At 71.8% G+C, this 26,851-nt stretch carries 15 protein-coding genes; 2 read left to right on the forward strand and 13 right to left on the reverse strand.

The annotated features are described in order from the left end of the window. Positions 1-32: 32 nt before the first annotated feature. The 4 genes from AB0C99_RS22580 to AB0C99_RS22595 all read right to left on the reverse strand — a co-directional run bounded on the left by AB0C99_RS22580 (position 33) and on the right by AB0C99_RS22595 (position 4,240). Positions 33-971 (reverse strand): AfsR/SARP family transcriptional regulator, encoded by a 939-nt coding sequence (locus AB0C99_RS22580; RefSeq protein ID WP_362477757.1) that lies wholly within the window; start codon positions 969-971, stop codon positions 33-35. A gap of 305 nt (positions 972-1,276) precedes the next feature. Further along, positions 1,277-1,924: a ScbR family autoregulator-binding transcription factor gene (locus AB0C99_RS22585; RefSeq protein ID WP_362477760.1), complete on the reverse strand. Its 648-nt coding sequence runs from the start codon at positions 1,922-1,924 to the stop codon at positions 1,277-1,279. 336 nt (positions 1,925-2,260) lie between these two features. Further along, positions 2,261-2,734 carry an anthrone oxygenase family protein gene (locus AB0C99_RS22590; RefSeq protein ID WP_362477763.1) on the reverse strand — a complete coding sequence of 158 codons (474 nt, stop codon included), beginning with the start codon at positions 2,732-2,734 and terminating at the stop codon, positions 2,261-2,263. 51 nt (positions 2,735-2,785) lie between these two features. Beyond that, positions 2,786-4,240: a von Willebrand factor type A domain-containing protein gene (locus tag AB0C99_RS22595; protein ID WP_362477766.1), complete on the reverse strand. Its 1,455-nt coding sequence runs from the start codon at positions 4,238-4,240 to the stop codon at positions 2,786-2,788. 243 nt (positions 4,241-4,483) lie between these two features. Here AB0C99_RS22595 and AB0C99_RS22600 point away from each other — a divergent pair, with 243 nt between their 5' ends. Further along, positions 4,484-5,194 (forward strand): DNA-binding response regulator, encoded by a 711-nt coding sequence (locus AB0C99_RS22600; protein ID WP_362477769.1) that lies wholly within the window; start codon positions 4,484-4,486, stop codon positions 5,192-5,194. Positions 5,195-5,233: 39 nt separating this feature from the next. Here the strand turns inward: AB0C99_RS22600 and AB0C99_RS22605 are convergent, their stop codons facing one another. From AB0C99_RS22605 to AB0C99_RS22625, 5 genes are all read right to left on the reverse strand, one after another. Continuing rightward, complete coding sequence (locus AB0C99_RS22605; RefSeq protein ID WP_362477772.1) at positions 5,234-5,497, reverse strand: hypothetical protein; 264 nt, start codon at positions 5,495-5,497, stop codon at positions 5,234-5,236. Between the two features lie 82 nt (positions 5,498-5,579). Next, positions 5,580-11,882 (reverse strand): RHS repeat-associated core domain-containing protein, encoded by a 6,303-nt coding sequence (locus AB0C99_RS22610; protein ID WP_362477775.1) that lies wholly within the window; start codon positions 11,880-11,882, stop codon positions 5,580-5,582. Positions 11,883-12,036: 154 nt separating this feature from the next. Then, entirely contained in the window at positions 12,037-16,263 is a 4,227-nt protein-coding gene (locus AB0C99_RS22615) for a LamG-like jellyroll fold domain-containing protein (RefSeq protein WP_362477778.1), read from the reverse strand. A 384-nt stretch (positions 16,264-16,647) separates the two neighbouring features. After that, positions 16,648-17,514 (reverse strand): ABC transporter permease, encoded by an 867-nt coding sequence (locus AB0C99_RS22620; protein WP_362477781.1) that lies wholly within the window; start codon positions 17,512-17,514, stop codon positions 16,648-16,650. Next, complete coding sequence (locus AB0C99_RS22625) at positions 17,511-20,210, reverse strand: alpha/beta fold hydrolase (RefSeq protein ID WP_362477784.1); 2,700 nt, start codon at positions 20,208-20,210, stop codon at positions 17,511-17,513. The genes AB0C99_RS22620 and AB0C99_RS22625 overlap by 4 nt, the downstream gene beginning before the upstream one ends. Positions 20,211-20,547: 337 nt before the next feature. Here AB0C99_RS22625 and AB0C99_RS22630 point away from each other — a divergent pair, with 337 nt between their 5' ends. After that, positions 20,548-21,726, forward strand: a complete 1,179-nt coding sequence (locus AB0C99_RS22630; protein WP_362477786.1) for a S8 family serine peptidase — start codon at positions 20,548-20,550, stop codon at positions 21,724-21,726. 29 nt (positions 21,727-21,755) lie between these two features. Here the strand turns inward: AB0C99_RS22630 and AB0C99_RS22635 are convergent, their stop codons facing one another. From AB0C99_RS22635 to iolB, 4 genes are read right to left on the reverse strand one after another with little or no spacing between them, the layout of a single operon-like run. Continuing rightward, the gene (locus AB0C99_RS22635; protein WP_362477789.1) at positions 21,756-22,385 is read right to left on the reverse strand and encodes a DUF4291 domain-containing protein; all 630 of its coding nucleotides are present in this window, start codon (positions 22,383-22,385) and stop codon (positions 21,756-21,758) included. A 54-nt stretch (positions 22,386-22,439) separates the two neighbouring features. After that, positions 22,440-23,942 carry a CoA-acylating methylmalonate-semialdehyde dehydrogenase gene (mmsA, locus tag AB0C99_RS22640; RefSeq protein ID WP_362477792.1) on the reverse strand — a complete coding sequence of 501 codons (1,503 nt, stop codon included), beginning with the start codon at positions 23,940-23,942 and terminating at the stop codon, positions 22,440-22,442. Positions 23,943-23,964: 22 nt separating this feature from the next. Beyond that, positions 23,965-25,839, reverse strand: coding sequence for a 3D-(3,5/4)-trihydroxycyclohexane-1,2-dione acylhydrolase (decyclizing) (gene iolD / locus AB0C99_RS22645; RefSeq protein WP_362477794.1), 1,875 nt, complete (start codon positions 25,837-25,839; stop codon positions 23,965-23,967). Beyond that, the gene (iolB, locus tag AB0C99_RS22650) at positions 25,836-26,735 is read right to left on the reverse strand and encodes a 5-deoxy-glucuronate isomerase (RefSeq protein ID WP_362477910.1); all 900 of its coding nucleotides are present in this window, start codon (positions 26,733-26,735) and stop codon (positions 25,836-25,838) included. Before iolB ends, iolD begins: the two co-directional genes overlap by 4 nt. Positions 26,736-26,851 lie beyond the last annotated feature (116 nt).

Raw genomic sequence — 26,851 nt, forward strand, 5'->3', positions numbered from 1 at the left:
CACGGGCGCCCCGGGGGCCCGGCCGGCGCGCCTCAGACGAGGCTCCCGGCGAGCCCGGCCAGGGCCGGCTCGGACCGCGGCCGGAGCCAGAACCCGCTGGACTGCGTGGGTACGCGGGGCAGCGTCGCGTCCCGTACGGCGAGGACCGAGCGGTGCAGCCGGCGCAGCCGCGCGGAGGGCTCCCGGCCGCCGTCGCGCTGGAGTCCGGCGCAGAGCCTGCGGTACGCCTCCAGGGCGTCGTCGGCGCGCCCGGAGCGCAGCAGGGCGACCATGAACTGGCCGTGCAGCGACTCGTCGGCGGGGTGCCGGGCGGCGAGGACGGCGAGCTCGGGCACCAGCTCGACGTGCCGGCCGAGCCCGAGCTGGGCCTCGACCCACTGGTCGAGCACGCTCAGCCGCGACGCCTCCAGGCGCTCGGTCTCGGCGCGCAGCCGGGGGCCCGCGTCGACACCCGCGTACGGCTCGCCGCGCCACAGGGCGAGGGCCTCGCCGAGGCGGAGCGCCGCGCGCGGGAGGTCGCCCGCCTCCATGGCCCGGTAGCCGGCGCCGGCCGCGCGCTCGAACTGACGGACGTCGTGGGAACCGCCGCCGGTGTCGAGACGGTAGCCGCCGGACTGGGCGGCGAGGACGGTCTCGGCGGCGCGCCCCTCGGTGCCCTCTGCGCCCTCGGGGCCCTTTGCGCCCTCAGAGGCCCGCGGGACCCCGGGGAACAGCCGGCCGGGCGCGGGAGCGGCCCCGGTGAGCGCGGCGGCGATGAGCGCCCGCAGCCCGAGGATGTGCGACTGGAGCTCGGCCCGCGCGGCGCGCGGCGCGCCGGACGGCCAGATCTCCTCCATGAGGACGGCGACCGGGACGACCTGGTCGGCGCTGGCCGCGAGCAGGGCCAGCAGTTGTCGGGGCGCGGCCGCGGTCGGGGTGATCGACACCCCGTTCTCGCGTACCGACAGCCCTCCCAGGATCCGGACGTCCACTTTGCCCCCTCAGCGTCTGTGCACGGGATGACCCTCGATGATTAGAAAAGAGACCGCGATGCATGTCAATAAGAAACCGGACGGTACGGAATCGCCGTACCGTTTGGACTCCACTTTCGTCCCTTTTCGACATATCCGTCCCCATCAACGGAACGTCAACAGTCAGGGAAACGTACCTACGGATCCAGATACTGGACCCACGGGTATCTTTTGTGGATCGTTTTCAGGCAACGGTGCGGGCACCATCCGGCCAGCATCATAAAGAAACCAGCGTCGCGGTTTGATTAGACGCGCCGAAGAGGTCGTCAGGGGGCGTCGTCCGCCACTCCCAGTGCACGGGCGCCCCTGCCGGGCTCCAGATCGAGCACGGTGAGCACGGAGGGGACGACGACGCTCGGCAGCAGGTGGCGGTAGAGCGCGGACGCCCAACGCTCCATCGAGGAGCGGTGCCCCTCCAGGGCGTGGGTCATCAGGTTGAGCCCCGCGTAGGAGCCGACGACGAGCGGGGCGATCTCCTCCGGGTCGACGTGCGGGAGCAGCTCGCCGGCCTTCTTCGCCTCGGTGAGCAGCCGCAGGTTGATCTCGGTCCACTCCCGGTACGGGCCGCTCCGGTTGAGCTCGTGGCCGCCCTGGTCGAGGGTGAGCCGGACCGAGCCGCTGAGCACCCGGTCGCAGGTCAGCCGGTGCGCGAAGACCATGCCGACGTCGACGAACTCCTGCACCTTGGAGATCTGCGGCGGCGGCGCGGGCACCACCGACACCTGCGCGTCGATCACCGCGTGGGCGAGGTCTTCCTTGGAATCGAAGTGGAAGTAGAGCGCGCCCTTGGTCACTTGGGCGAGCCGGAGGATGTCGGAGAGCTTGGCCGCTTCGTAGCCCCGCTCGTCGAAAACGGCCGCCGCCGCCTCCAGGATCGCCTGACGGGTACGGATCGCCCGGTCCTGCTTCGCCATGGCAGTCACGTCCCTCTCATCGCCCGAACCGGCATCCCGGTGGTCCGAGAAAACAAACCTGGGGGTACCAATTTTCCGGCAGCTGGAACATACCCGAAGCCTTGTTCGCAGTGAACCCGACCATCTCACGTGCTGGACGAAAACGGCCCTGACCTGCACAGATGCCAAAGGTAACGGGATACACAACGTCAGGTCTCCCCGACTCCCCCGCCCTCAGGACCCCCCGAGAGGCCCCCGAGGACCCCCTGACGGGCCCTCATCGTCACGCAGGGCGACCGAAAAACAGACCTGGAGGTCGGTGGAAAGCGATTTCCGGACCCTCGTCCCGTCGCGCGCTCAGCCGCCGAGGACGGCGGCGGCGGTCAGCAGCCCGAAGGCGGCGAGGACGAGGAGCGTACGGATTCGGTGGAAGCCGTTCCAGCGCCGCTCGAAGGCCGCCCGCACCGCGCCCGCGGGCTCCCCGGCCGGTTCGGAGGCGGCGAGCGCGGTGTTGAGCGGGACGTTCCCGGCGACGGTGACCAGGTGATTGGCGACGGCGGCGACGAGCCCGGCCACCACCAGCCACGTCCCCGCGCCGGTCCGCCCGTCCACGGGCACGGCCAGGGCGGCGGCGGGGAAGGCGACGGCCCCGAGGAAGACGAGCAGGAACACCGGCCTCGGCACGTACTCGTTGATCCGCCGCATGGCCCGCACGAACTCCTCGTCGGAGAGCCGGGCCAGGGCGGGCATCACCCCGGTCTGGAAGATCAGCATGAAACCGGCGTAGAGCCCGGTGCAGACGACGGAGAGGGCGATCAACAGGGCGGCCATGCCCCCATGATGGCCGAACACACCGCCAACCACCCATGCCCGCACCGTAATTCAACCGGCGTACGGATCCCCCGCCCCGACCTCGCCGGCCCCGCCGCCCAGCGCGTCCGCCTGGCGGATCGCCCGCGCGAGTTCCTGGACGGAGGCCGAGCGGGCCCGGGCGGCCAGCGCCTCCGCGTGCCCGGCGAGTCCGCGCAGCCCCGGGGTGCCGGGCAGCGCCGTGCCGCGCAGCCGTTCGGCGAAGCAGGCGGCGAGCACGGTCACCTGGAGGCTGTCGTGCCCCGGCCCCCACAGCGGGGCGCCGAGGGCCGCGGCGTCGACCGCGCCCGCGCGCTCGCGCGGGGCCCGGGTGGCGGGGTCGAGCCGGCGGACCGTGGCGGTGGCCACCCGGACGCCCGCCCCCGGGCGCAGCCGGACCGCGTACAGCGCCGTCACGGTGTGCCCGGCCCCGATCTCGCCGCCGTCCACGCGGTCGTCCCGGAAGTCCCGGTCGGCGGCCGCCCGGTTCTCGTAGCCGACGAGCCGGAAGCTCTCCACCGTCCCCGGGTCGAAGGCGACCTGGGCCTTGGCGTCCCTGGCGCGCAGCTCGACGTGGGCCGGGAGCTGGTCGACGAAGACCTTGCGGGCCTGGGCGGAGGTGGCGACGTACGTGGTGTGCCCGTCGCCCCGGTCGGCCAGCCGCTCCATGAACGCGTCCCCGTACTCGCCGCCCACGCCGACGCCGAACAGGGTGATCCCGTACGCCCGGCGCTCCCGGTCGACGCGCTCCAGGATGCCCTCGGCGTCGGTGTCGCCGGTGTTGGCGAGGGCGTCGGAGAGCAGCACGACCCGGTTGGTGGCGCCCTCGCGGTGGCCCTCGACGGCCGTGTCGTAACCGGCCCGGATGCCCGCCTCGACGTTGGTGGAGGAGGAGGTCTCCAGACCGTCGACGAGCGCGCGGATCCGCTCGCGGGCGGCGCCGACCCGGGTCATCGGGAGCACGGTCTCCGCCGTGCCGCTGAAGGTGACGAGGGCGATCGCGTCGTCGCCCCGGAGCCGGTCCGCGAGCAGCCCGAGCGGCTCCTTGACCAGGTCGAGGCGGCCGGGCTCGGCCATGGAGCCGGAGACGTCGACGACGAACGTGAGCGCGGCGGGCGGACGTTCGCCCGAAGCGGGCCGGGTGGCGAGCCCGACCCGGAGCAGCGACCAGCCGTCGGCGCCGTCGAGGGCGACGGCGAACCCGTCGTCCGGCGGCGGCGCGTACCCCGGCCGGAAGCTGTTGACGAACTCCTCGGGCCGTACGTCCTCCGGCGCGGGCAGCCGCCCCTCGGCGAGGGAGCGGCGGGCGTAGCCGTAGGAGGCGGTGTCCACGTCGAGGGCGAAGGTGGAAAGCCCCGTGACACTGTCGGGGACGCCCCGGCCCGCGGCGGCGGGCGGCGCGCCCCCGTCGCGCGCTCCCCCGCCCGTACCGCCGGCGCATCCGCCGGCGAGCAGCACCGCACCGAGCGCGGCCACGACGCCCGCCATCGCTCGCCCATCCGAACTCCCCCTTGGCTCGCCCCACTTGCTCCGACGTCCCTCTGCGCATGTGACGCGCGAGCCGGCGGAGAGGAGCGGACGGGGGTGTTGCGGATGGATCTCAATGCGGCAACGGCGGCGGGGGCACACCGCAGTGGCAGGGACTCGCCACCTTTGTCAACAGGGGTTGTCACCGTACGCAGTCGCGTGCGTACATGGAGTGGCACACCGGACGGGCGGGGGTGGTGAGCAGTGCAAGAGACTGCGGGCTCCGTGATGCTGGCCCGCTCGGCCATGGGCCGGGCGGGGCCCGAGCTCCAGCGCCCTCCCGCGCGCCCGGTCCGGGGCACCCGGCGGGTCAGCGCGGCCCTCGCGGGACTGGCCGCCTCGGCCCGGCACGAGCTGCTGACCTTCGACGACCCGGCCGCCTCGGCGTCGCGCGCGATCCCCGAGCCGTTCCTGGAGCTGGCGGGGGCGTGCATGCGAGCGGCGGCGGAGCGGGCCGGCGAGGTCCGCCGGATCGTCCCCCGGCACGCCCTCCCCCAGCTCGTGGGCGCCCTCACGGTCCCGGGCCGGGCGCGGGTCACGGACGCGATCCCGTTCAAGATGATCGTCGTCGACCGCACGGTCGCGGCCGTCCCCCTGGACCTGGAGCTCCACTACAACGGGCTGCTGCTGATCCGCGACCCGGTCGTGGTCGCCGCCCTGGTCCGGGCCCACCACCTCTTCTGGGACACCGGCCAGGAGCTGGTCGGCCTGGCCGCCCCGACCCGCGACCTCCCGCCCCAGCTCCGCCCCGTCCTCGAAGCCCTCCTCTCGGGCCTCACCGACGAGGCCGCCGCCACCCGCCTCGGCATGTCCCCCCGCACGTACAGCCGCCGCGTCGGCGAACTGATGGCAGCGCTAGGCACGACGAGCCGCTTCCGCGCGGGGGCGGAAGCGGCTCGTCGGGGATGGGTGTGAGAGTGACTCAGGCGCCTGCGTCCAGGACTCCAGTGACCGTCAGGTCAGCTCAACTACCACTTCGACACAGATTCCGATGATCGCCATAACAGCGGCCATCGCCCCTACCAGTCGAAGTATCCATGGAGTCCCCCATCCAACCTTCCCTCCCATCACTACCGAAACGATGCGGAAGAACCTGTCGGCAGCGCTTTGGAAGTTCAGCGCGAGACAGACGCCGACAACACCGAACAGTATGTAGAAGGCAACAGCGTAAACGCTGATACCGCTGGAAGAATTGCCTGCAACTGCGTGAGCGAGCACATACCCTCCCGGAGCCGTCATCGCAATCGCTTTCGAAAAATAACGCTTCGACGACTCAATCTCGTAGCCAGATTCTTCACTGTCAGTAGGTGAAGAGGTGCCCTACCTGAGTGTCATAGGACTTGTGCCAGCCCGCCTCGAGCCCCACCCCCAGGCCGACGCCGACACTCGTCGCGCCTGTCGACTCGCCGCGGTCATTATATGTATCGATGTCCCTCTCGTGAGAGACACTAACCGCTGGCCCATAACCCCCGGTGATGCTACCACCCTCAGCATTGCCACGCAGTTGCTCAAAGTCCGTCGCATTGCTTCCGAACAGGCTGAACGTTGCATTTCCTCCGAAGGAGAGCGCCTCAAGTCCCTTAGAGAGAGACAGACCCACGTCGGTCTTTCCATCCGGACGCGCAGTCGTCACGAAGCATCCGCTGGCAAATCCGCCAACAACAAATCCGACAGACACGTTGATGCACATACCACTGGTGTCTGGATTGATATATGGATCGATCATCTTGGCCTTGAAGAGATCAAGGAGGCCCCGCTCCCTGTCAAGCTGTGCCTGAGCAGCCTTCCTCCGCTCGAAAGCACGCTCGTCCGCGGCCTTCCGCTGGGCTTCGACCTTCTTCTGGTCGTAGTGGTAGACCCGATAGTTCGCCGGATTCGCACGATAGTTCTTGTACTTCTCCTTCGACGCCTTGTCCTTCTTCGGCTTGATGTCGAAGTCGCCCTTGCCGTAGTCGTAGTGGATCGACATACCGCGGTCGTCCGCCCAGCGTTCGTCGTTGTACGACGCGCCGCCGGCCGGGCCGTCGGGGCGGAGGCCCGTCGGGTCGGACTTGGTGATCGGGGAGTTGTGGGCGTAGCTGTAGGCGTTCATCTGGGCCGGGTCCTGGGGGTCCATGATCGGGTCGACCGAGATGAACTTGCCCAGTGTGGCGTCGTATTCGCGGGCGCCGACGGTCGTCAGGCCCGTCTGCGGGTTCATCGTGCCGCCGACGAAGCCCTTCTCGCCCGGCCAGGTCGCGACCGCCGGGCCGCGGCTGTTGCCGTAGGGGTCCTGGCGGCGGCGGGTGAACGCGCCCGTGACGGCGGCGATGGCCACGAGGCCGGTGCCCTGCTGGTCGGCACCCAGGAAGTTCAGCACACCGCTGTCCTGGCGCACGGCCACGGACTGGCCCGCGAAGCTGTAGTAGCGGGTCGCCTCGACGGAGGCACGGCCCGCCGCCAACTTCAGTTCCATACCCGGAAGATAGACGGTGCTGCCCCCGGCGTCCGTCCGAACGACGCGATTGCCCTCGGCGTCGTACACGTTCGAGGCGACCTTGCCGTCAGCCTCCGTGGTCGTCGCCAGCTTGCCCTCGGAGTTCCACTCCAGCTTCTGGGTGTCCGTGCCGAAGGTCCGGCTGTCGGTGTTGCCGCTCGCGTCGTAGTGGTACGTCGACGTGCGGTTTCCGGCCGCCGAGGTCTCGTCGACCTTGGTGACCGCGTGCGCACCGGCGCCGTTCTCGCCGTAGGTGAAGGTCCGGGTGACGTCCTTCGACGCGTCCAGACCCACGTCGTGGGTGACGTCCTGCGTCCGGTTGCCGATGGAGTCCGTGGTGTAGGACTTCCAGTACGCGGCCGGGCCGCCCAGCGGGCTGGTGCCGGGAGCCGCGGCGCAGGCCGCCGGCGACTTGCCGTCCTGCGTGCTGTCGACGGTGCCGGAGCCGGCCGCCGCCTCGGGGGTGGCCGCCGGGGTCCACGCCTCGGAGAGGCGCTTGCCGGTGTCGTAGGCGAAGCACTGCACGTCCGGGGTCGCGTCCGCCGTGTCGGCGATGGACAGGACGTTCCCGGACTGGTCGTAGGAGTACGACGACTTCCTCGCCGAACCGGTGATGCCCTCGACGTCCACGGTCGAGGTGAGCAGCCGGTCGGTGCCCTTCTCGTAGTCGAAGGACTGCTGCACCTGGCGTCCGCTGCCCGCGGCCATGATCAGGCCCCGGAGCTGGCCGGTGTTGCTGTACAGGGTGTCCTTGACGTAGGTCGACACCGAGCCCTTCATGGTGTCGGGGCGCTGCACGTCGTCGTAGGTGTAGGAGAAGGTCTCGACGGGCAGCTTGCCCGCCGCCGGCATGCCGGTGCTCTCGATGGTGCCGTCGAGCGCGTAACCCGTGGTGAACGTGTACGAGCCCTGGAGCTTGGCGTCCACGCCCGCGGAGACGTAGTAGTCGGTGCGCTGCGGGCGGTAGAGCGCGTCACGGCTCAGGATGTTGCTGGAGAAGGTCTCGACGCCGCCGACGTACCGGATGGACGCCCACGGGTAGCCGCGGAAGCCGGACCGGTCGTACAGGGTCTCGGTCAGCTTCGTGCCGGTGACGGCCTCGCCGTCCCACGTCGCGGTCGCGCGGCCGAGGGCGTCGTAGCTGGTGGAGATCTTCTTCTTACGGGCGTCGATCGTCCACTTGGGCCGGTCGAGCTCGTCGTACTCGGTCGTCGTCACGCCCGCGTCGGGGTCCGACGCCGAGGTCTTGCGGCCCAGCTGGTCGTACCCGTAGCTCCACACGTTGTTCTTGGAGTCGGTGACCGTCTCCAGCTGGCCGCGCTTGTTGTACGTGTACTTGATGCTGTCGTACTGCGTCCCGGGGCCGGCCGGCTCCGGGCTGTCGGTGCGGTAGTGGCGGGTCTCGGTGATCCGGCCCTCGGCGTCGGAGATCGTCGTGGTGGGGACTCCGCCGGTCGGCGGGTCGACGTGGACCCGGCTGCCGTCGTACACCGTGCTGGTGCGCCACTGCTCGACGCCCGCGATGAGCGAGATCTCCTCGGTGGTCCGGCCGAGGCCGTCGTACTCGTAGGCGGTCTGCGCGCCGACCTGGCCGTTCAGGACGGTCAGGAGCTCGTCGGAGGGGGCGCCGGCCGCGTTGTAGGTGGCGTTGGTCTTCTTCTGCTTGCCGGTGCCGTCGTAGAAGACGTCGCTGACGAGCCGCGTGCCGCCGGATCCCGGGGCCTGGGTCTGCCGCAGGCGCAGCAGGCTGTCGTAGAGCTGGTAGGAGGCCGCGTACGATCCGTCGTTCTTGATCGTCTCGGTCTTCACCACGGACGGCTTGTCGCGGCGGATGTCGTAGGAGTACCTGGTGTTCGGCGTGGAGGTCTTGGCGCGGTTGGGGAGCCACACCGAGGTGAGCCGCCCGAGCGCGTCGTACGCCAGGTCGGTGCGCTTGCTGTTGGCGTCGAGGGAGCCGGTCGCCACGCCCCAGGCCGGGGAGTAGTCGGTGGTGGTGACGTGGGTCAGCGCGTTGGTGACCTTGGTCTTGGACAGCAGACCGTTGACGTCCGTGTACTCGGTCTTCGTCTCGTTCTTGAGGGCGTCGGTCACCGACGTCGGACGGCCGTACGTGTCGTAGGCGGTGGTCGTCGTCGGGTCGTAGTCGGGGGTCTTCCCGACGTAGCCCACGAGCCGCTCGTTCAGGGTGATGTCACCGGCGGCGTTGTAGGTCGCCTTGGTGTCGGTGAGCACCTGGGAGGGGCGGTCCGCCGTGGCCGCGGCGGCGCACAGGACGGTGACCGTCTCCTTGCGGGAGACCTGGTCGTAGACGTTCTTGGCCGCCACGTCGGCGTACTCGACGGTCGTGCACTTGTCGTCGTCGGACGTGGACATGTCGCCGTAGTCGTCCGTGCTCTTCAGCCGGGTGCCCGGGACGGTGTCGTCGTAGTTCGAGACCGACTTGGTGGCGACCCAGGTGTTGTCGTGCTGGACGTTGTACTCGCGCTTGGCCTTCGGCCGGACCACGGTGGCCTTGGTGGTGCCCCAGGTCCGCTTCTGCGTCGCGGTCTCCACCATCGACGGCTCGGTGACGGTCTTGGAGACGACCTTGCCGCCGACGGCCCTGTCGTACGCCTGCTTCTCGATCTCGAAGCCGGTGAACTCCTTGGAGCCGGTGTACTCGACGCCCGTGGAGTCCTTCACCTTCTCCGTGCGGGTGGCCGTGCCGGTGCCGGGCAGCTTGTCGCCGTCGAGGCCCTGCAGGTACGTGTAGTCGACGCGGGAGGTGCGGGACTGGCCGTTGCCGCCGGTGACGCTGACCTTCCCGTAGCCCTGCCACTGGCTCCAGGTCAGGTACTTCGGGTCGTTGATGCCGTTGGGCTCGCCGTAGCGCCAGCCCGCGTCGCCCTGGTAGTCGTAGCGGGTGACGAGGTCTTCGCTCTTGCCCGTGCGGTCGGTGTCGGCGATCTCCTCGACGACGTACTTGTGGAACCAGTCCGTCTTCGGGTTCTCCTCACCCGGCGGGGTCCAGACGACCGGGTAGCACCGCTTGGTCGAGGAGCCGGGCTGCGGGAGGCCGGCCGGCGTGCACTCGCGCGGGGCGTACGTGATGTCGAGCTGCGCGCCGGTCTCGCTCGTCACCGTGGTGAGGCGGAAGCGGTAGAACGGGTCGGTGTTGTCGGTGTCGCTGTCGACCCGGTTCATGAGGGGCACGCCGCCGAAATCGACGGTCTGCTTCGGGGTGGTGCCCCCGTAGCGGCCCTCGTGGTCGATCTTGGAGAGCCACAGGGACTTCGTGGCGTCACCGTTGTCGGTGAACAGGTGCGTGAGGGTCCACGCGTCCACGTCGTCGTACTCGCCGGCGGTCGCGCTCTTGCTCACCTGGGTGGTGACGCCGACGAGCCGCTTGGTGGTCCAGAAGGTCTGGGAGCTCTGGCTCAGCGTGCACTTGGTGTTGGCCGCGCAGTTGCGGTCGACGGGAGTGTCCGGCCACCTGGCCGAGTTGGCCATGGTGAACTTCGCCGGGGCGCAGTCGAAGGAGGCGTCGGCGATGCAGCGCTCGGCGGTCGTGAACACCACGCGCGCCGGGGCCTTGGAGGTGTAGACGGCGTTGTCGCGCTGGCCGTAGTCGATGCGCTTGACGTAGCCGGCGCGGTGGTACGCGGTGCCGTTGACGTCCGTCTTGGCGTTCAGCGCGTAGTAGTTGGTCTCGGGCGTGTAGTAGTACGCCCGGACGTCGCCGTGCCGGTCCTTGACGTAGTCGAGGTTCCAGCGCCATGCCTGCTTGCAGTAGGCGCTGGCGAACGTCGCGTTGTAGCAGGGCTCGCCGGCGTCGTCACCGAAGACGGGAGCGGTCCAGGTGGAGCCGGTCTCCTCCTTGCCCGCGGTCCAGCCCGGCAGCCGGTTGAGGCCGAAGTAGTACTCCGTGCCGTCCGTGGTGGTGATCTTCCAGTGCTCGCCGTCGTTGTCGCCGTTGCCGGTGACGTACGCGGCGTTGGTGAGCTGTTCGATCTTGGCGCCGTTGTCCGAGGCGAAGCGCCACTTGCCGTCCGCGTCGCCCTTGACGAGCGTGGAGGACTGCCCGTTGAGCATCACGGTGGCGTTGTCGAACGCCCAGCACTGCTCGGTCGAGCCGGTGTGGCCGTCCTCCGAGCAGGGCTTGTAGGAGCGCTCGATGTAGTCCGGCTCGTAGCTGAAGCCCTCGCCGATCCAGGAGCCCTGGTTGTTGGTGGCGCCGGTGCGGCCGTCGGCGGACTGGGACGAGTAGCCCAGCGCGATCTGGGGCGCGATGTCACCGGGGGTCGGCACCGTCCGCAGGGGGTAGTTCCAGGAGAAGCCGCCCGAGGAGTTGGACACCGACCAGCTCGCGGAGGGGGCGAGCGAGGTGGCGTTGTAGTTGCCCTTCGCCGAGGAGGCCGAGGGCGTCAGCGCGTAGACGACCGCCGGGGCCTTCGCCGCGGTCGCGGTGACGTCGGAGCCGACCGTGCGCGCCGACGGGTCGTTGACGGACGCGAGGGCCTTGGGAACGGCCGTGCAGTCCTTGCTGCCGGGCGCCTTCGTGACGGCGCAGCCCGGCAGCTCGACCAGGGTGAGGCGCTCGCCGTAGGCACCGCCCGCACCGTCGGCGAACGCCGAGTAGTCCAGCGACACGTGCACCGGGGACGCCGTGGTGCCTGTGTCGGCGCGCTCGACGGTGAAGAGCGCGGCACCGCCCCAGCGGGCCGCCTGCTCGCGTCCGACCGAGCTGATCTTCACCTTGGCCGGACCGGCTGCGGCCGTACGGCTCTTCGCGTGGGCCGGTGCGACGGTGACGGGCAGGCCGCCGACCCGGGTCTTCGCGGCGGCCGGGGCGCCGGCCGCCTTGGCCGTGCGCGCGGCGGGGGCCGCGGCGGCGGGCAGGGCGACCTCGGCGCTGCCGGCGGCCGGCCAGGTCACCTTGCCCAGGCTGCGGACGGCTGCCTTGGCGGCGGCGTCCGCGGGCCGGGGCTTGGCCTTGCCCGCGTCCTTGCCGGTGACGGGGTCGGGGTTCTTCGAGAACCCGGGGAGGCCGGGAGGCGGGGGTTCGAGCGGGGTCACCGCTTGGGCGTTGCCTCCGGATACGGCCAGGGTCAGCACGATGGCCGCTCCGGCCAGCACGCTCCGGGGCATGCGCGCGTGCAGCAGTCTGCCGCGTTTGGGCATGACGGAACTCCGATGCAGAGTCGATGGGAGGAAGGGATGTCACACGGACCCGCCGTGTGGCGGGTCCCAAGAGCCGGGCGGCCCGTACGTGCGTACGGGCCGCCCGGTCGGTCGGATGGGGCTAGATGCCCGGATCGCCCATGAGGGCGCTCGCCTGCCTGACGACATCGGGGCTGAGCGCGCCGTCGTACACCCGGACTTCGTCCACGGCACCGGAGAGGTACTGCCCCGCCTTGGCCGAGCGGCCCACCTGGAGGCCGCCGGTGGAGGCCCAGGTGCCCGCTTCCTGGACGGGCACGGACACCGGGTTTCCGGCGTCCACGTACAGGCGGAGCTCGCGGACCACGGCGTCGTAGACGAGCGTGAGGTGGTTGCCGCCCCCTTCCGTCTGCGGGGGTGTGTCGCTTTCGACGGCCTCGGTCTTCTTCGCGCCCGCCAGATCGGAGTCGGTCAGGACGACCTTCCAGAGCCTGCTCGCGCCGTCATAGAGGAGGGCGAGCCGGTCGGTGTTCTGACCCGGGAGGGAGAGGACGGTCTGGGACGTGGCCGACTCGACGTTCGTCAGCTGGACCCGCGCGGCCACGGTGAAGCTCTTGTCACCGCCCACGACGGGGGCGGCGGTGGCCGCCCAGTCGCCGGTGCCGTCGAGCGTCATGAATCCGTTGTCGGCCAGAGCGGGGTCGTTCCGTCCGGTCCTCAGGAAGACCTTCGCGTCACCGTTGAGGGTCAGCGGGCCGCCCTTGCCGTCGACCGTGCTCACGGCACCGCCGACCGGCGCGGCCTCGAACTGCCAGTACGCCTTGCGCACCGGACCGACGGTCTGGAACTGGGCGATCTCGGCCGTGGTCACGGGCCGGTTGTAGACCCGGACCTCGGACATGTCGCCGTTGAAGTACTCCTGGTACACGGTCTTGTGGAGCGCCCGGCCGATCTGGAAGGCGCCCGTCGCCGCCCAGGAGGTGGTGCGCGCGGCCGTGGCCGTGCCCGTGGGCGTGGCCGGGTCGCCGTCGTCGACGTAGAGCCGCAGCTGCGGACCGCCCGCGGCCTTGGCGTCGATTACGCCGGTCAGGTGGACCCACGTGCCGACCGCGTTGGCGCCCACGGGGACGCGAGCGGCGTAGCTGGTGGTCTTCTCACCGTCCGCGTCCGGGGTGGCGAAGGTCCAGGACTGGCTCGCGGCCTCGTAGCCGAGCTGGAAACCGGCCTCGTCCGTTCCGTCCTGGCTCACGACGGTCATGTCGGCGGTCAGGTCCGCGGGCTTCACCCACGCGCTGACCGAGAGGCTGGCCCGCGTGTCGACGATCGCCTTGGCGGAGGCGTCGGGCTCCCCGTCGGGAAGGGAGATGTACGCCTGGTCCGTCCCGTCGAAGCGGGCGACCGGGTTCGCCAGTCCACCGCGTCCCTCGTTGCCGAAGGTCACGCCGGTGCGGGCCACCATGGTCGAGTCGCCGACCCCGTTGACGTCCGTGCTGCCGGACGGCTCGGCGAGGTCCCACTGCGCGACCCGGCCGGTCGCGATCAGGAAGGAGTAGTTCGCCTTGGCACTGAAGTGTCCGGCGGCGTCGTACGCCTCGACCGAGACGTAGTAGCGACCAGACCGGGTGGGGGTCCACTTGACCTGCGCCGTCTTGCCTCCGGTCGTGGGGACCAGCGGGTAGGTCACGCCGTCGATGGCGTAGCGGTAGCCGACCACGTCGGTGTCCGAGGCAGTGAAGCTGAACGTGTCCTCGATGCCGATGCCGTCGTGCCAGTCGGCCGAGTCCTCGTAACGGCCGGCCGTCACGACGGGCTTCGCGGGAACGGTGGAGTCGCGCCGTACGTAGCAGCGCCCCGCGCCGTTCGCCGAGCTCCACGGCCCGTCCGCGTCGCCGTCGTTGGCGCGGGCCTGCCACGAGATCGTCGTGTTCTCGGGGATGCCCGGCATCCAGGTGCCGGTGAGCGGGACCATGCCGTCGGCGCCGTACACGAACGTGAGGTCCGCGACGTTGTTGGTGTGCTCGTTGTTCAGGTAGAACGTGTGGTTGCTCTCGCGCCAGACACCGATGGTGTCCGACTTGTTGCGGTTCCAGTCGCCGACGACGGGCTGGTCGCCGGGGCTGCCGTAGCGGATCTCATAGGTGTTGGCGCCCGGGCTGTTGAAGTCGCGCATGTAGAACATGACGTTCGTCGGGTAGTACATGCCGATGGTGTCGACGCCGTCGCCGTTCCAGTCGCCCACGAGCGGGACCATGCCGCCGGCGCCGTACACGAACGAGATGTCCGCGACGTTGTTGGTGTGCTCGTTGTTCAGGTAGAAGATGTGGCTGCTCGGACGCCACACACCGATGGTGTCGCGGCCGTCGCCGTTCCAGTCGCCCACGACCGGGATGTCGCCGGTGCTTCCGTAGGTGATCCGGATCGGGTTCGTGAACGACTTGTCGTTCCACAGCTCGAACGTGCGCGTCACCGCGTCGTAGGTGCCCAGGGTGTCGATGCCGTCAGCGTTCCAGTCGCCGACGAGGACCTTCCGTCCCTTGGCGTCGAACGGGATGTCGGCCGTGTTGGGGCCCGCGTCCGGGGTGGTGCGCTGGTAGACCCTCGGCGACGGGGTCGCCTTCGGGTAGTACATCCCGACGCCGGTGGTCGCCGTCGGGGAGGTCACCCGGTGGCTGAAGAGCGTGCCGGGGTTGGGGGACTTGGGCCCGGTGGTGAACAGGTAGCTCTGTTCCACGTTCTGGTCGTCCCGGTAGAAGACCTGGTACTGCATCCTCACCGGGTCGTTGGAGGCCGCCGTGTGGTCGGGGTCGCTGGCCTCGCCGCGCAGCATCGGCAGTTCGTCCACGAGGGGCGCCTTGGCCGGGTCGGTGACGCACTGGCCGCCGGGGTCCGAGCTCATGCGGGAGTTCGCGACCTGCAGGGGCGGCGTGTTGTACGTGACGGACAGGTAGGCGTTGCCGCAGATGCGCTTCCAGCCCGCGTACGCCGCCTCGTCCTTGGCCTTGAGACCGAGGGACATGGTGTTCCAGCCGCCGCTCGCGGCGGCCTTCGTGTCCGTCAGGAGGTCACCGTTGCTGAAGTGCAGGTTGGCCTGGCCCTTGCAGCTGGTCGGCGTGATCGCCCGGTTCACCGTCAGGAGGTAGTTGGACCAGCTTCCCGAGGTGTTGGACCAGTTGCTGCCCGACGTGACGGTGTAGTCCTTGCCGCCGAGCCGGTACAGGTCGATCGGCTCGGCCTTGTTGTCGTTCCAGTAGTTCTTCACGAGCCGCGCGGAGAACGTGCTGCTCAGGATGGTCTTGCCCTTGTAGAAGCCCATCGGGAAGCTGAAGAGCGTACGCCGGACGCCGATGCCGGAGCAGGAGTCCGGGGTCTGGTCGGAGGGGCACCGGCCCACACCCGCGTCGTTCGCGAACTTCCAGTCCTGCTCCCCCGTCATGCCCGACATGACCGAGGTCCAGGCACTCGTGTTCTGGGTGCGCGGCGTCGGGTCGATGACCACCGGGTACGTGGTGTCCTGGCCGCGCAGCAGCTTCAGATCGGGCTTGAGGCGCAGCTTGCCCTTGGCCACGTCGATGCCGACGGGTGCCTTGCGCCCGCCGTCGGCCGCGTCGAGCGCCGGCTTCGCGACCGTGGAGGTCCTGGCGGAGCGGGCGGCGGGGGCGGTGGTCGCGGCGGACGAATCCCACATGGAGGCGCCGCCCGCCTCGAAGACGGTGCCGCCGACGGCGGAGTCGACCATCTTGAGTGCGCCGTCGGGCGTCTCGGTGGCGGTCAGCCCCTTGGTGGACAGGCCGAGTTCGATCGACTCCAGCCGCGGATCGGCCGCCGCTTCGGCCGTCTTGACGACGAAGTAGTGCGAGAAGCCCTCGACACCCGCACGGACCGCCAGGTCGACGCCGGGCAGGACCTCGGCGTAGCGGGCGGTGCTGCCTTCGACCGTGGGCTTCGGCAGCGTGCCACCGGGCCAGGTCAGGGCGTACTCGCGGCCGACCCGGCTCATCCGGGCGAACGGACCCGTGCCGCCGTCGGAGAACTCCAGGTCCACGGTGGCCGCCTTGGGGGCCCAGGTCCCGTCGCTCTCCTTGACGAGCGTGTCGTCCACCGGCACCCAGTCCGTGCCCTGTCGGGTCCGCACGGGCTCCGTGTACTCGCGGGCCGTGAAGGACCCGTCCTCGTTGGCGAACACATCGCGGCGCTCGCCCCGGAGGTTGGCCGCCTCGACGGGCCGGCCGCTCTCCTTGGCGGCGGCCTTCGCCATGTCCTCGCTGGGCGCTTCGCCCGTTTTCGCGGCCGTGGCGACCGCGCTTTCGGCGGGCACGGTCCCCGTGCCCTGGGCGGCGGCCGGCAGCACGGCCGTACCTCCCGCCAGCATGGCCGTCAGTGTCGTGACGACGGCCCCGTAGGTCGCTTTCGAGCGACGTCTAGCCCACCCCATAGGCCCCCCAGCCCTTCACATGTACGCAAAGTTTGCGTAACCAGGTGCGGAAGGCTAGTTCGGGAACACGTGTTCGACATCTCAATTTCCCCTGCCATAACCGGGAGGAAGCGGCCAATCAGGGCACTCTTGAGTGTGACTCACCCCATAGCGACACGCCGAACGGAACCTTGACGCCTCGAAAGGCGTCCGGGCATTGGCCGAATATGCGACTCCGGATGGCGAAAAAAGCGCCTCCCCGTCACACCGAAGACACTCCCGTCTTCTTCGACCTGACAGACTCCGAGAAGATTCGAGTGCCGCTCGAATATGTCAGGTCGCTCACGACACGATGTCCTTCCGTGCGAAGCCCCGGAAGGCCAGGGCGAAGAGGATCAGGGCGTACGTCAGGGAGATCGCCGTGCCCTTGGCCATGCCGGACCACTCCAGTTGCGGCTGGAGCGCGTCCGCCCAGGCGAACTGCCAGTGGGCCGGGAGGAAGGCGCGCCAGTCGCCCAGGGCGGTGACCGCGTCCAGGACGTTGCCGATGATGGTCAGGCCGACCGCGCCGCCGACCGCGCCCAGCGGGGCGTCGGTGCGGGTGGAGAGCCAGAAGGCGAGGGCCGCCGTCACCAGTTGGGAGACGTAGACGAAGGCCGTCGCCAGGGCGAGGCGGACGAGGGCGTCGCCCGCCGGGAGGGCGCCGCCGGTCGGGAGCTTCAGCGGGCCCCAGCCGTACGCCACCGTGCCCGCCGCCAGCGCCACCAGCGGGAGCAGGGCCATGGCCGCCGCGCTGAAGGCCAGGGCGACCGCCAGCTTCGACCACAGCAGGCGGGCGCGCGGGACGGGCGCCGCCAGCAGGTAGCGCAGGGAGGACCAGCCGGCCTCCGAGGCGACCGTGTCGCCGCAGAACAGGGCGACCGGGATGACCAGCAGGAAGCCCGCCGAGACGAACAGGCAGGTCGCCGCGAAGTTGGCGCCCGAGGCCGTCGCCGTGTCCATCAGGGTGATCCGGTTGTTCTCCGAGCCGTCCGGCCCGCCGCCGATCGCGAACGCGACGATCAGGACGAAGGGCAGGGCGGCCAGGATCAGGCCCATCACCAGCGTGCGGCGGCGCTTGAGCTGCCGCAGCGCCTCCACGCGGAACGGCAGGGTGCGGCCCGGCGCGTAGCCGGGGGCGGCGGCCGGGGCCGGGGCTGCGGCGGTCATGCGGTCTCTCCGATCAGGGTCAGGAACGCGTCCTCCAGGCGCCGGTGCGGCCCCACGCCCGTCACCGGCACCTCCAGGCGGACGAGCTCGGCGATCAGCGCGGTGGGCGTGGCGTACGGCGAGCCGGCCAGGCGCACAAGCAGGCCGGCCCCGGTCCGTACCGCGCCCAGCTTCTCCACCACCTCGTCCGGGACGGGTCCGCCCAGGGTGACGAGGAGGGTGTCGTCGGCGCCGGTGATCTCCTCGACCGGGCCCGCCTGCACCAAGGCGCCCCGGTCCATCACCACGAGGTGGGTGCAGGACTGCTCGACCTCGGCGAGCAGATGGCTGGAGACGATCACGGTCCGGCCGCCGGCCGCGTACCGGATCATCACCTCCCGCATCTCGCGGATCTGCGGCGGGTCGAGGCCGTTCGTCGGCTCGTCCAGGATCAGCAGGTCGGGCAGGCCGAGCATGGCCTGCGCGATGGCGAGCCGCTGCCGCATCCCCTGCGAGTAGGTGCGCACGGCCCGTTCGAGGGCGCCGCCCAGGTTGGCGATCCGCAGCGCCTCGTCGAGGTGCGCGTCCTCGGCGGGGCGGCCGGTGGAGCGCCAGTACAGCTCCAGGTTCTCGCGGCCCGACAGGTGCGGCAGGAAGCCCGCGCCCTCCACGAACGCGCCGACCCGCGAGAGCACCGGCGCGCCCGGCCGGATCGCCTGGCCGAAGACCCGGATCTCGCCCTCGTCCGGGGCGATCAGCCCCATCAGCATCCGCAGGGTCGTCGTCTTGCCCGCGCCGTTGGGGCCCAGCAGGCCCAGGACCTGGCCCTGTTCGACGCGGAAGGACAGCTCGCGGACGCTGTACCGGTCGCCGCCCTTGTACTTCTTGGACAGGCCGGTGATCTGGAGCGGGACCTCCGCGAGCGCCGGGTCGGACGCGGGCGGCGCGGTCCTGCGGCGGGCCGTCAGGAGCAGCGCGGCGGCGATGACGGCGCCCGCGAGCGGCAGCCCCCACACCCACCAGGGCAGCCCCGCCGCCTGTGTCGTCACACCGGGCGCGGTCGGCACGGTCAGCGCGCCCTCCACGCCGACGGTGTACGTGGCGGGGGCGGCCGGGGAGGCGTAGCCGAGGTCCGTCGCGGCGAGCACCAGGCGCAGCCGGTGGCCGGCCGCGACCTCGTGGTCGACGGCGGGCAGGGTCAGCTCCACGGTGCGCCCGCGCCCGGCGTCGGTGACCCGGACCGGGGTGACGAGCTGCGCGGGCAGCACCTGCTGCCGCCCGTCCGGCCCCACGTCGTACACCTTGGCGAAGAGGACCGCCGAGCCGTCGGGAGCGGTGGACGTCACGCGGACCTTGACGGTCGGCGAGCCGGTGATCCGCAGCGGGGCCGTCCGCGGCGGGGCGTCGAAGGCGGCGAACTGGCCGGGGAAGTCGACCGACAGGCCCACGCCGAGCGAGGAGAGCTGGGAGAGTCCGCCGCCGAGCCCGGGGACGGCGGAGACGGCGGGCGGATTGGCCCCGGCCGGGTTGGCGAAGGTGCGGGCCGGGCCCGTGAGCGGCACCCGGACCGGGCCCGCGGCGAGCCCCGGGTACGCGTCGGCCGTCGCGCCGCGCAGGGTGGCGCGCCCGTCGGTGGAGTCGACGCCGCCGGTGCGGCTCACCCGGAAGGCGGGGCCGGTCGGGGCGGTGGCGTCGCGCTTGAGGTACCGGTCGAACCAGGCCGAGATCCGGCCCTCGACCCGGGCGGTCTCCCGGTCGCCGCCGTCGTGCCCGCCGGCCGTCCAGTCCACGGCGACCGGGGCGCCGTTGGCGGCGATGGTGCGGGCCATCGTGTCGGACTGGCCGAGGGTGAAGAGGGAGTCCGACTGGCCCTGGACGATCAGCGCGGGCACCTTGATGCGGGCGCCGACGGCGGACGGGCTGCGCGCCTCCAGGAGGCGGCGGGCCTCGGCGTCGGGCTTCCCGGCGACGGCGACGCGCTCGTACAGGGCGCACACCTCAGGGCTGAAGCGCCCGCAGCCGGCGGGGCCGGCGGTCCGGCCGGCGGAGGCGGCACCCGAAGCGACCCCGGCACCCGTGGGCGCGCCCGAGCCCGCCGAGAAGAAGATCCCGGCCCACAGCTTCTTGAACACGTCGTTCGGGAAGAGGGCGTCGGCCAGGTTCCAGTAGGTGATCTGCGGCGCGACGGCGTCGACGCGCGGGTCGTGCCCGGCGGCGAGCAGCGCGACCGCGCCGCCGTAGGAGGCGCCGGTGATGCCGACGCGCGGGTCGCCGGGCTTGTCGAGCAGGACCTCGGGCCGTCCGGCGAGCCAGTCGACGAGCCCGCTGACGTCCTTCACCTCGCGCTCCGGGTCGTTGAGGCCGATCTGCCCGGTGGAGGCGCCGAAGCCGCGGGCGGACCAGGTCAGCACCGCGTAGCCGTCCCGGGCCAGCCCCTCCGCCTGGGCGCGGACGTCGTCCTTGGAACCGCCGAAGCCGTGCCCGAGCAGGACGGCGGGGCGTCTGCCGGAGCCGCCGGCGGTGAAGTACGAGGTGTCGATCCGCACCCCGTCGAGGGCGAGCGTCCGGTCCGCGCGGTGCACGGGCGGCGGGTCGTCGGAGGCGACGGCGGTCCAGGTGCCGGCGCCGCCCACGAGCACGGCGAGGACGGCGGCGAGCGCCGCCCACCGGGGCGGACCTGCGCGTCGGGGTCCCCTCCGGGGAAGTCGCAGCTGCATGCCCTTGAGCCTAGGCGGCCGGAGCCGCGCGGCTCGGCCGCCCCCGGGGGGAGCCGGGCGGCCTCCTCAAGTCGTAGACGGCACGGTCCGCGTACCGCGATCGCGGTACGCGGAAGGCGGCGGGCGCGGGCGGCGGCCGGGGTCGGGCCCGTGCGGGAGCGCCGCCCGGGAGCGACCGAAAACCGTGCCTCCACCGCGTCCGAACCAGACTCTTGTGCCGTTCATGCCAACACGAGACGGTGGAACCACCGTCTCCGCACCGCTTTTCCGCACCACACGCGTACCCGTACTTGCCCGTGCCCCGTCCGGACAACGAAAGGTTCAGGTGCCCACCCCCATGAAGCGGATATCCCGCCGCATCGGCGCCCTCGTCCCCGTCCTCGCCCTCGCCGCCGGCCTCCAGTTCGCCGGCTCCCCCGCCGCGCAGGGCGTGCCCGCCGGCGACCTGCGGCTCGCGCCCGCCGCCACCGCCGTCGAGAACGGCTGGATCGTCGTCCTCAAGGACGGCTCGACCCGCGCCGCCGACCTGGGCGTCTCGCCCCGCTACGAGTACCGCTCCGCGCTCAAGGGCTTCGCCGCCTCGATGTCCCGGGCGAAGGCCGCCGCCCTCGCCGCCGACCCCCGGGTCGCGTACGTCGAGCAGGACGCGACCGTCCGGATCGCCGGCACCCAGCCCGGCGCGACCTGGGGGCTCGACCGGATCGACCAGCGGGACCTGCCGCTGTCGACGACGTACACGTACGACACCACCGCCTCGAACGTCACCGCGTACATCATCGACACCGGCATCCGCACCTCGCACGCCGAGTTCGGCGGGCGGGCCTCGGTCGGCACCGACACCGTCGGCGGCGGCCAGAACGGCCAGGACTGTCAGGGCCACGGCACGCACGTGGCGGGCACGGTCGGCGGCGCCGCCTACGGCGTGGCCAAGGCCGCCAGGCTGGTGGCCGTACGGGTGCTGGACTGCAACGGCTCCGGCACCAACGCCGGGGTGATCGCCGGGGTCGACTGGGTGACGGCGAACGCGGTGAAGCCGGCCGTCGCCAACATGAGCCTCGGCGGGAGCGCGAACACCTCCCTCGACAACGCCGTGAAGCGCTCGATCGCCTCGGGCGTCACGTACGCCGTCGCCGCGGGCAACGGAAACTTCCTCGGCATGCCCGCGAACGCCTGCAACTACTCCCCGGCGCGGGTCCCCGAGGCGATCACGGTCGGCGCGACGGACTCCGCCGACAAGCGGGCCTCGTTCTCCAACTACGGGACCTGTGCGGACCTGTTCGCCCCGGGTGTCTCGGTGACCTCGGCCTGGAAGGACAGCGACACGGCGACCAACACGATCTCCGGCACCTCGATGGCCTCGCCGCACACCGCGGGCGTCGCCGCCCTGTACCTCGCCGCCAACCCCACGGCCACCCCGGCGCAGGTCTCCGCCGCGCTCGTGGCCAACGCGACCAACGGCAAGGTCCAGGACCCGAAGACCGGCTCCCCGAACAAGCTCCTGCACTCGCGCTGGTGACCGCGCCGGGCGGTGACACCGCCCGGTGACTAGCGGGTGAGCTGCCCGAGGAGCCCGTCCCCCGAGGGGTACGGCCGCTCCTCGGGCAGCAGCCGTTCCGCCGCCGCCAGGTCCCCGGCGCGCACCAGGGCGTGGACCTCGCGGGCGAGCGGGGTGACGTCGCGGATGCCGACCGTCCACTCGTCCGCGTACCGGCGCGACGCCTCCCCGGCGAGGCCGAGCTGGAGCGAGCGGTACGGGAGCGGGCCGAGCCGCAGGTCCCGCTCCGGGTCCCACTGGACCCGGGCCGGGGCGCGCTTCAGCTCGCGCCGCCAGGCGGCGTGGTCGGGGTGCAGGGCGCGCTCGTAGTGCGAGAGGCAGGCGTGGCGCAGCGCCCACTCGAAGCCCTCGCGGCCGATCTCGACGGCGAGGACGGTCTCCTGGCCCTCCTTCAGGCCCCAGCCGCAGCGGTACATCATCCACAGGAACGAGGGCTTGATCCAGGTCATCCGCTCGCGCTTCCAGGCGGCGGGGAAGCGCCCGTCACGGGCGGCGGGGAGGCCGAGCTCCGGGCGGTACGCCTGGTAGACGGTGATCGTCGTGTCTGTGTGGAGCGCGCGGATCTGGTGCTTCGGCGGCGCGGGAAGCGCGCTGTGCACGCCGTGCGGGGGAACGGACATGGCCCCCAGGGTGCGTCGGAACGCGCCCCGGGGGCCACTCGTTTTACACCCCGGTCAGTGGTTGCGCGGGAAGCCCAGGTCGACGCCCGAGGGGCCCTCGGACGGGTCCGGCCAGCGGGTCGTGACGACCTTGCCGCGGGTGTAGAAGTGGATGCCGTCGTTGCCGTAGATGTGGTGGTCGCCGAAGAGCGAGTCCTTCCAGCCACCGAAGGAGTGGTAGCCCACCGGCACCGGGATCGGCACGTTGACGCCGACCATGCCGGCCTCGACCTCCAGCTGGAAGCGGCGGGCGGCGCCGCCGTCGCGGGTGAAGATCGCGGTGCCGTTGCCGAACGGCGAGGCGTTGATGAGGGCCAGGCCCTCCTCGTACGTGTCGGCGCGCAGCACGCACAGCACCGGGCCGAAGATCTCGTCCTGGTACGCCTTGGCGGTGGTGGGCACGTGGTCCAGGAGGGACAGGCCGATCCAGTGGCCGTCCTCGAAGCCCTCGACGGTGTAGCCGGTGCCGTCCAGGACGACCTGGCAGCCCTCGGCCTCGGCACCGGTCACGTAGGAGGCGACCTTGTCGCGGTGGACGGCCGTGATGAGCGGGCCCATCTCGGAGGCCGGGTCGTTGCCGGGGCCGATCTTGATCTTCTCGGCGCGCTCGCGGATCTTCTCGACGAGCTCGTCGCCGATCGCGCCCACGGCGACGACGGCGGAGATCGCCATGCAACGCTCGCCGGCGGAGCCGTACGCCGCGGAGACGGCCGCGTCGGCGGCGGCGTCCAGGTCGGCGTCGGGCAGCACCAGCATGTGGTTCTTGGCGCCGCCGAGGGCCTGCACGCGCTTGCCGTTGGCGGCGGCGGTGGTGTGGATGTGGCGGGCGATCGGGGTGGAGCCGACGAAGGAGATCGCGGCGACGTCCGGGTGCTCCAGGAGGCGGTCGACGGAGACCTTGTCACCGTGCAGCACGTTGAAGACGCCGTCCGGCAGGCCGGCCTCGGCGAGCAGCTCGGCGATCTTCATGGAGGCCGAGGGGTCCTTCTCGCTCGGCTTGAGGATGAAGGTGTTGCCGCAGGCGATGGCGAGCGGGAACATCCACATCGGCACCATGGCCGGGAAGTTGAACGGGGTGATGCCGGCCACCACGCCGACGGCCTGGCGGATCGAGGCGACGTCCACGCGGCTGGAGACCTGGGTGGACAGCTCGCCCTTGAGCTGGGTGGTGATGCCGCAGGCCAGGTCGACGATCTCCAGGCCGCGGGCGACCTCGCCGAGCGCGTCGGAGTGCACCTTGCCGTGCTCGGCGACGATCGCCTCGGCGATGGCGTCGCGGTTGGCGTCCAGCAGGGCGCGGAAGCGGAAGAGGATCGTGGTGCGCTGCGCGAGCGAGGAGGTGCCCCAGGTCGCGAAGGCGTCCTTGGCGGCGGCGACGGCCGCGTCGACCTCCTCGACGGAGGCGAGGGCGACCCGGGTGGTCACGGCGCCGGTGGCCGGGTCGGTGACCGGGCCCCAGTTGCCCGACGTGCCCTCGACGCTCTTGCCACCGATCCAGTGGTTGACGGTCTTCGTCATGACGGAATGCTCCTTCTGGCTGTTACAGGTGGCGGCGTCGGGCGGTGACGTGCCGGTCGTACTCCTCGCGGGCCTCGGCCGCCGACGGGCGGGTCGACGTCTCGGCCACGGGCACATCCCACCACGCCTGGGCGGGGGGCGGGCCCGACACACTGTCTGCCGTTTCGGTCTCGACGTAGACACATGTGGGAACCGTCGCCTCCCGCGCGTCCGCGAGGGCTTCTCGCAGGTCACGCAGGGTGTGGGCGCGCAGCACCCGCATCCCGAGGGAGGCCGCGTTGGCCGCCAGGTCGACGGGGAGCGGCGGTCCGGTGAAGCGGCCGTCGGGGTCCCGGAAGCGGTAGGCGGTGCCGAAGCCCTCGGCGCCGACGGCCCGGGACAGGCCGCCGATCGAGGCGTAGCCGTGGTTCTGGAGGACGACCACCTTGATCGGCAGGCCCTCCTGGACGGCGGTGACGATCTCGGTGGGATTCATCAGGTACGTCCCGTCGCCGACGAGCGCCCAGACGGGCCGGCCGGGGGCGGCGAGGGCCACGCCGAGGGCGGCGGGGATCTCGTAGCCCATGCAGGAGTAGCCGTACTCGACGTGGTACTGGTCGGCGGAGCGGGCCCGCCACAGCTTGTGGAGGTCGCCGGGGAGCGAGCCGGCCGCGTTGATCAGGATGTCGTCCCCGGTGACCAGAGTGTCGAGTGCGCCGAGGACCTGCGCCTGGGTGGGGCGGGCGTCCTCGCTCTTCGGGGAGTACGCGGCGTCGGTGCGGGCCTCCCAGTCGCGTTTGGCGGCGGCCCAGCGGGCGGGGTCGCCCGGCGGCCGGCCGGGGACCGCCTCCGCGAGCGCCTCGGTGAGCGCGGTGAGGCCCTCGCGGGCGTCGGCGACGAGCGGCAGGGCGGCCTGCTTGTGGGCGTCGAAGCCGGTGATGTTGAGGTTGAGGAAGCGGGCGCCGGGGTGGAAGAGGGTGCCGGAGGCGGTGGTGAAGTCGGTGAGCCGGGTGCCGACGCCGATCACCAGGTCGGCCTCCCGGGCGAGTCCGTCGGCGGTGGCGGTGCCGGTGTGGCCGACGCCGCCGACGTCGCAGGGGTGGTCGTACGGCAGGACGCCCTTGCCCGCCTGGGTGCAGGCGACGGGGATGCCGGTCCGCTCGGCGAAGGTGCGCAGGGCGTCCTCGGCGGCGCTGTACCTGACCCCGCCGCCAGCGACGACCAGCGGCCGCTCGGCGTCCCGCAGCGCCCGGACGGCGGTGTCGAGCTCGGCCCGGTCGGGGCGGGGGCGGCGGACGGTCCAGGTGCGTGCGGCGAGGAACTCCTCGGGCCAGTCGTACGCCTCGGCCTGCACGTCCTGGGGCAGGGCGAGGGTGACGGCGCCGGTCTCGGCGGGGTCGGTGAGGACCCGTACGGCGGCGAGGGCGGCCGGGATCAGCGCCTCGGGGCGGGTGATCCGGTCGAAGTACCGGGACACGGGCCGCAGGCAGTCGTTGACGGACACCTCGCCCGCCCAGGGCACTTCGAGCTGCTGGAGGACGGGGTCGGCGGGGCGGGTGGCGAACGTGTCTCCGGGGAGGAGGAGCACGGGCAGCCGGTTGACGGTGGCGAGGGCGGCGCCGGTGACGAGGTTGGTGGCGCCGGGCCCGATGGAGGTGGTGACGGCGTGCACCCGGAGCCTGCGGGACTGCCGGGCGTAGCCGACGGCGGCGTGCACCATGGCCTGTTCGTTGCGCCCCTGGTGGTACGGCATGAGCCCGGGGTACTCGACGAGCGCCTGGCCGATCCCGGCGACGTTGCCGTGCCCGAAGATGCCCCAGGTGGCGGTGACGAGCCGCTGCCGGACGCCGTCGCGCTCGGTGTGCTGGGCGGCGAGGAAGCGCACCAGGGCCTGGGCGACGGTGAGCCGGACGCTCATGCGTATCCCTCCGTGTGGTCGGGGTGGAAGCAGATCTTCCATTCCCGTTCGGGGCCGGGGCCCGCCATGACGTTGAGGTAGTAGAGCGGGTGGCCGGGCTGGGCGACGGACGGGCCGTGCCAGCCGTCGGGCACGAGGACCGTGTCGCCGGAGCGGACCTCGGCGAGGAGTTCGGCGCCGCCGGGCCGGGAGGGGCTGATCCGCTGGTAGCCGTAGCCGCGGGCGGGCGCGCCCGGGGGCCGGCCGGGGGGTTCGGCCACCTCGTAGTAGTAGATCTCCTCCAGCACGGACTCCTCGCCGGGGCGGTGCTCGTCGTGCTTGTGGGGCGGGTAGGAGGACCAGTTGCCGCCGGGGGTGAGGACCTCGACGGCGATCAGCCGGTCGCAGTCGAAGACCCCGGCGGCGGCGAAGTTGCGCACCTCGCGGGCGCGGTTGCCGCTGCCGCGGGTCTCGACGGGAACCTCCGGCGCGGGGCCGTAGCGGGCGGGGAGTCGTCGCTCGCACTTCGCTCCTGCCAAAGCGAAGCGGCCTCCCGCACCGGAGGCGATCTGGACGTGGGCGTCCCTGGGCACGTAGGCGAAGTCCGAGACCCCGTCGAACACACTGACGCGGCCTACGAGTTCGAGGATTTCCCCGTCGACGCGCACCGTACCGCCACCGGCGAGCGGAAGCACCACCCATTCACTGCCACCTGTCTCGAACCGGTGGGTCCCGCCGGGCGGAACGTCCAGGATCCGCAGCGCGCCGTACGTCCAGCCGGCCCGCTCGGGGTCGACGTCGACGGCGTAGGGGCCCCGGGCGGCGGTACCGGCGGGGAGGTGGAGGGAGCCTGGGGCGGGGGAGGCGAGAGGGTCGGGTGGGCCGGGTGGGCCGGACGGGGAGGGGGTGGAGTCCATGGTCGTCTCCCTACCCGAGGCGCCGGTCCGGGACTCCGACGCCACGCCGCCGGGGGCGAGGCCGGGGGCGGGGCTGCGGGCGGGGGCGGATCCGGGGCCCTGGACGGGGCCGAGCC

Origin of the sequence: Streptomyces sp. NPDC048659 (assembly GCF_040650575.1) — a bacterium.
In the GTDB taxonomy this organism is placed as follows: Bacteria; Actinomycetota; Actinomycetes; order Streptomycetales; family Streptomycetaceae; genus Streptomyces.

Excerpts from the sequence above, each read along its gene's own strand:
- AB0C99_RS22585 (WP_362477760.1), bottom strand. The coding sequence starts at position 1,924 with ATGGCGAAGCAGGACCGGGCGATCCGTACCCGTCAGGCGATCCTGGAG.
- AB0C99_RS22590 (WP_362477763.1), bottom strand. The coding sequence starts at position 2,734 with ATGGCCGCCCTGTTGATCGCCCTCTCCGTCGTCTGCACCGGGCTCTAC.
- AB0C99_RS22595 (WP_362477766.1), bottom strand. The coding sequence starts at position 4,240 with ATGGCGGGCGTCGTGGCCGCGCTCGGTGCGGTGCTGCTCGCCGGCGGA.
- AB0C99_RS22610 (WP_362477775.1), bottom strand. The coding sequence starts at position 11,882 with ATGCCCCGGAGCGTGCTGGCCGGAGCGGCCATCGTGCTGACCCTGGCC.
- AB0C99_RS22615 (WP_362477778.1), bottom strand. The coding sequence starts at position 16,263 with ATGCTGGCGGGAGGTACGGCCGTGCTGCCGGCCGCCGCCCAGGGCACG.
- AB0C99_RS22620 (WP_362477781.1), bottom strand. The coding sequence starts at position 17,514 with ATGACCGCCGCAGCCCCGGCCCCGGCCGCCGCCCCCGGCTACGCGCCG.
- AB0C99_RS22625 (WP_362477784.1), bottom strand. The coding sequence starts at position 20,210 with ATGCAGCTGCGACTTCCCCGGAGGGGACCCCGACGCGCAGGTCCGCCC.
- AB0C99_RS22630 (WP_362477786.1), top strand. The coding sequence starts at position 20,548 with ATGAAGCGGATATCCCGCCGCATCGGCGCCCTCGTCCCCGTCCTCGCC.
- AB0C99_RS22635 (WP_362477789.1), bottom strand. The coding sequence starts at position 22,385 with ATGTCCGTTCCCCCGCACGGCGTGCACAGCGCGCTTCCCGCGCCGCCG.
- mmsA (WP_362477792.1), bottom strand. The coding sequence starts at position 23,942 with ATGACGAAGACCGTCAACCACTGGATCGGTGGCAAGAGCGTCGAGGGC.
- iolD (WP_362477794.1), bottom strand. The coding sequence starts at position 25,839 with ATGAGCGTCCGGCTCACCGTCGCCCAGGCCCTGGTGCGCTTCCTCGCC.
- iolB (WP_362477910.1), bottom strand. The coding sequence starts at position 26,735 with ATGGACTCCACCCCCTCCCCGTCCGGCCCACCCGGCCCACCCGACCCT.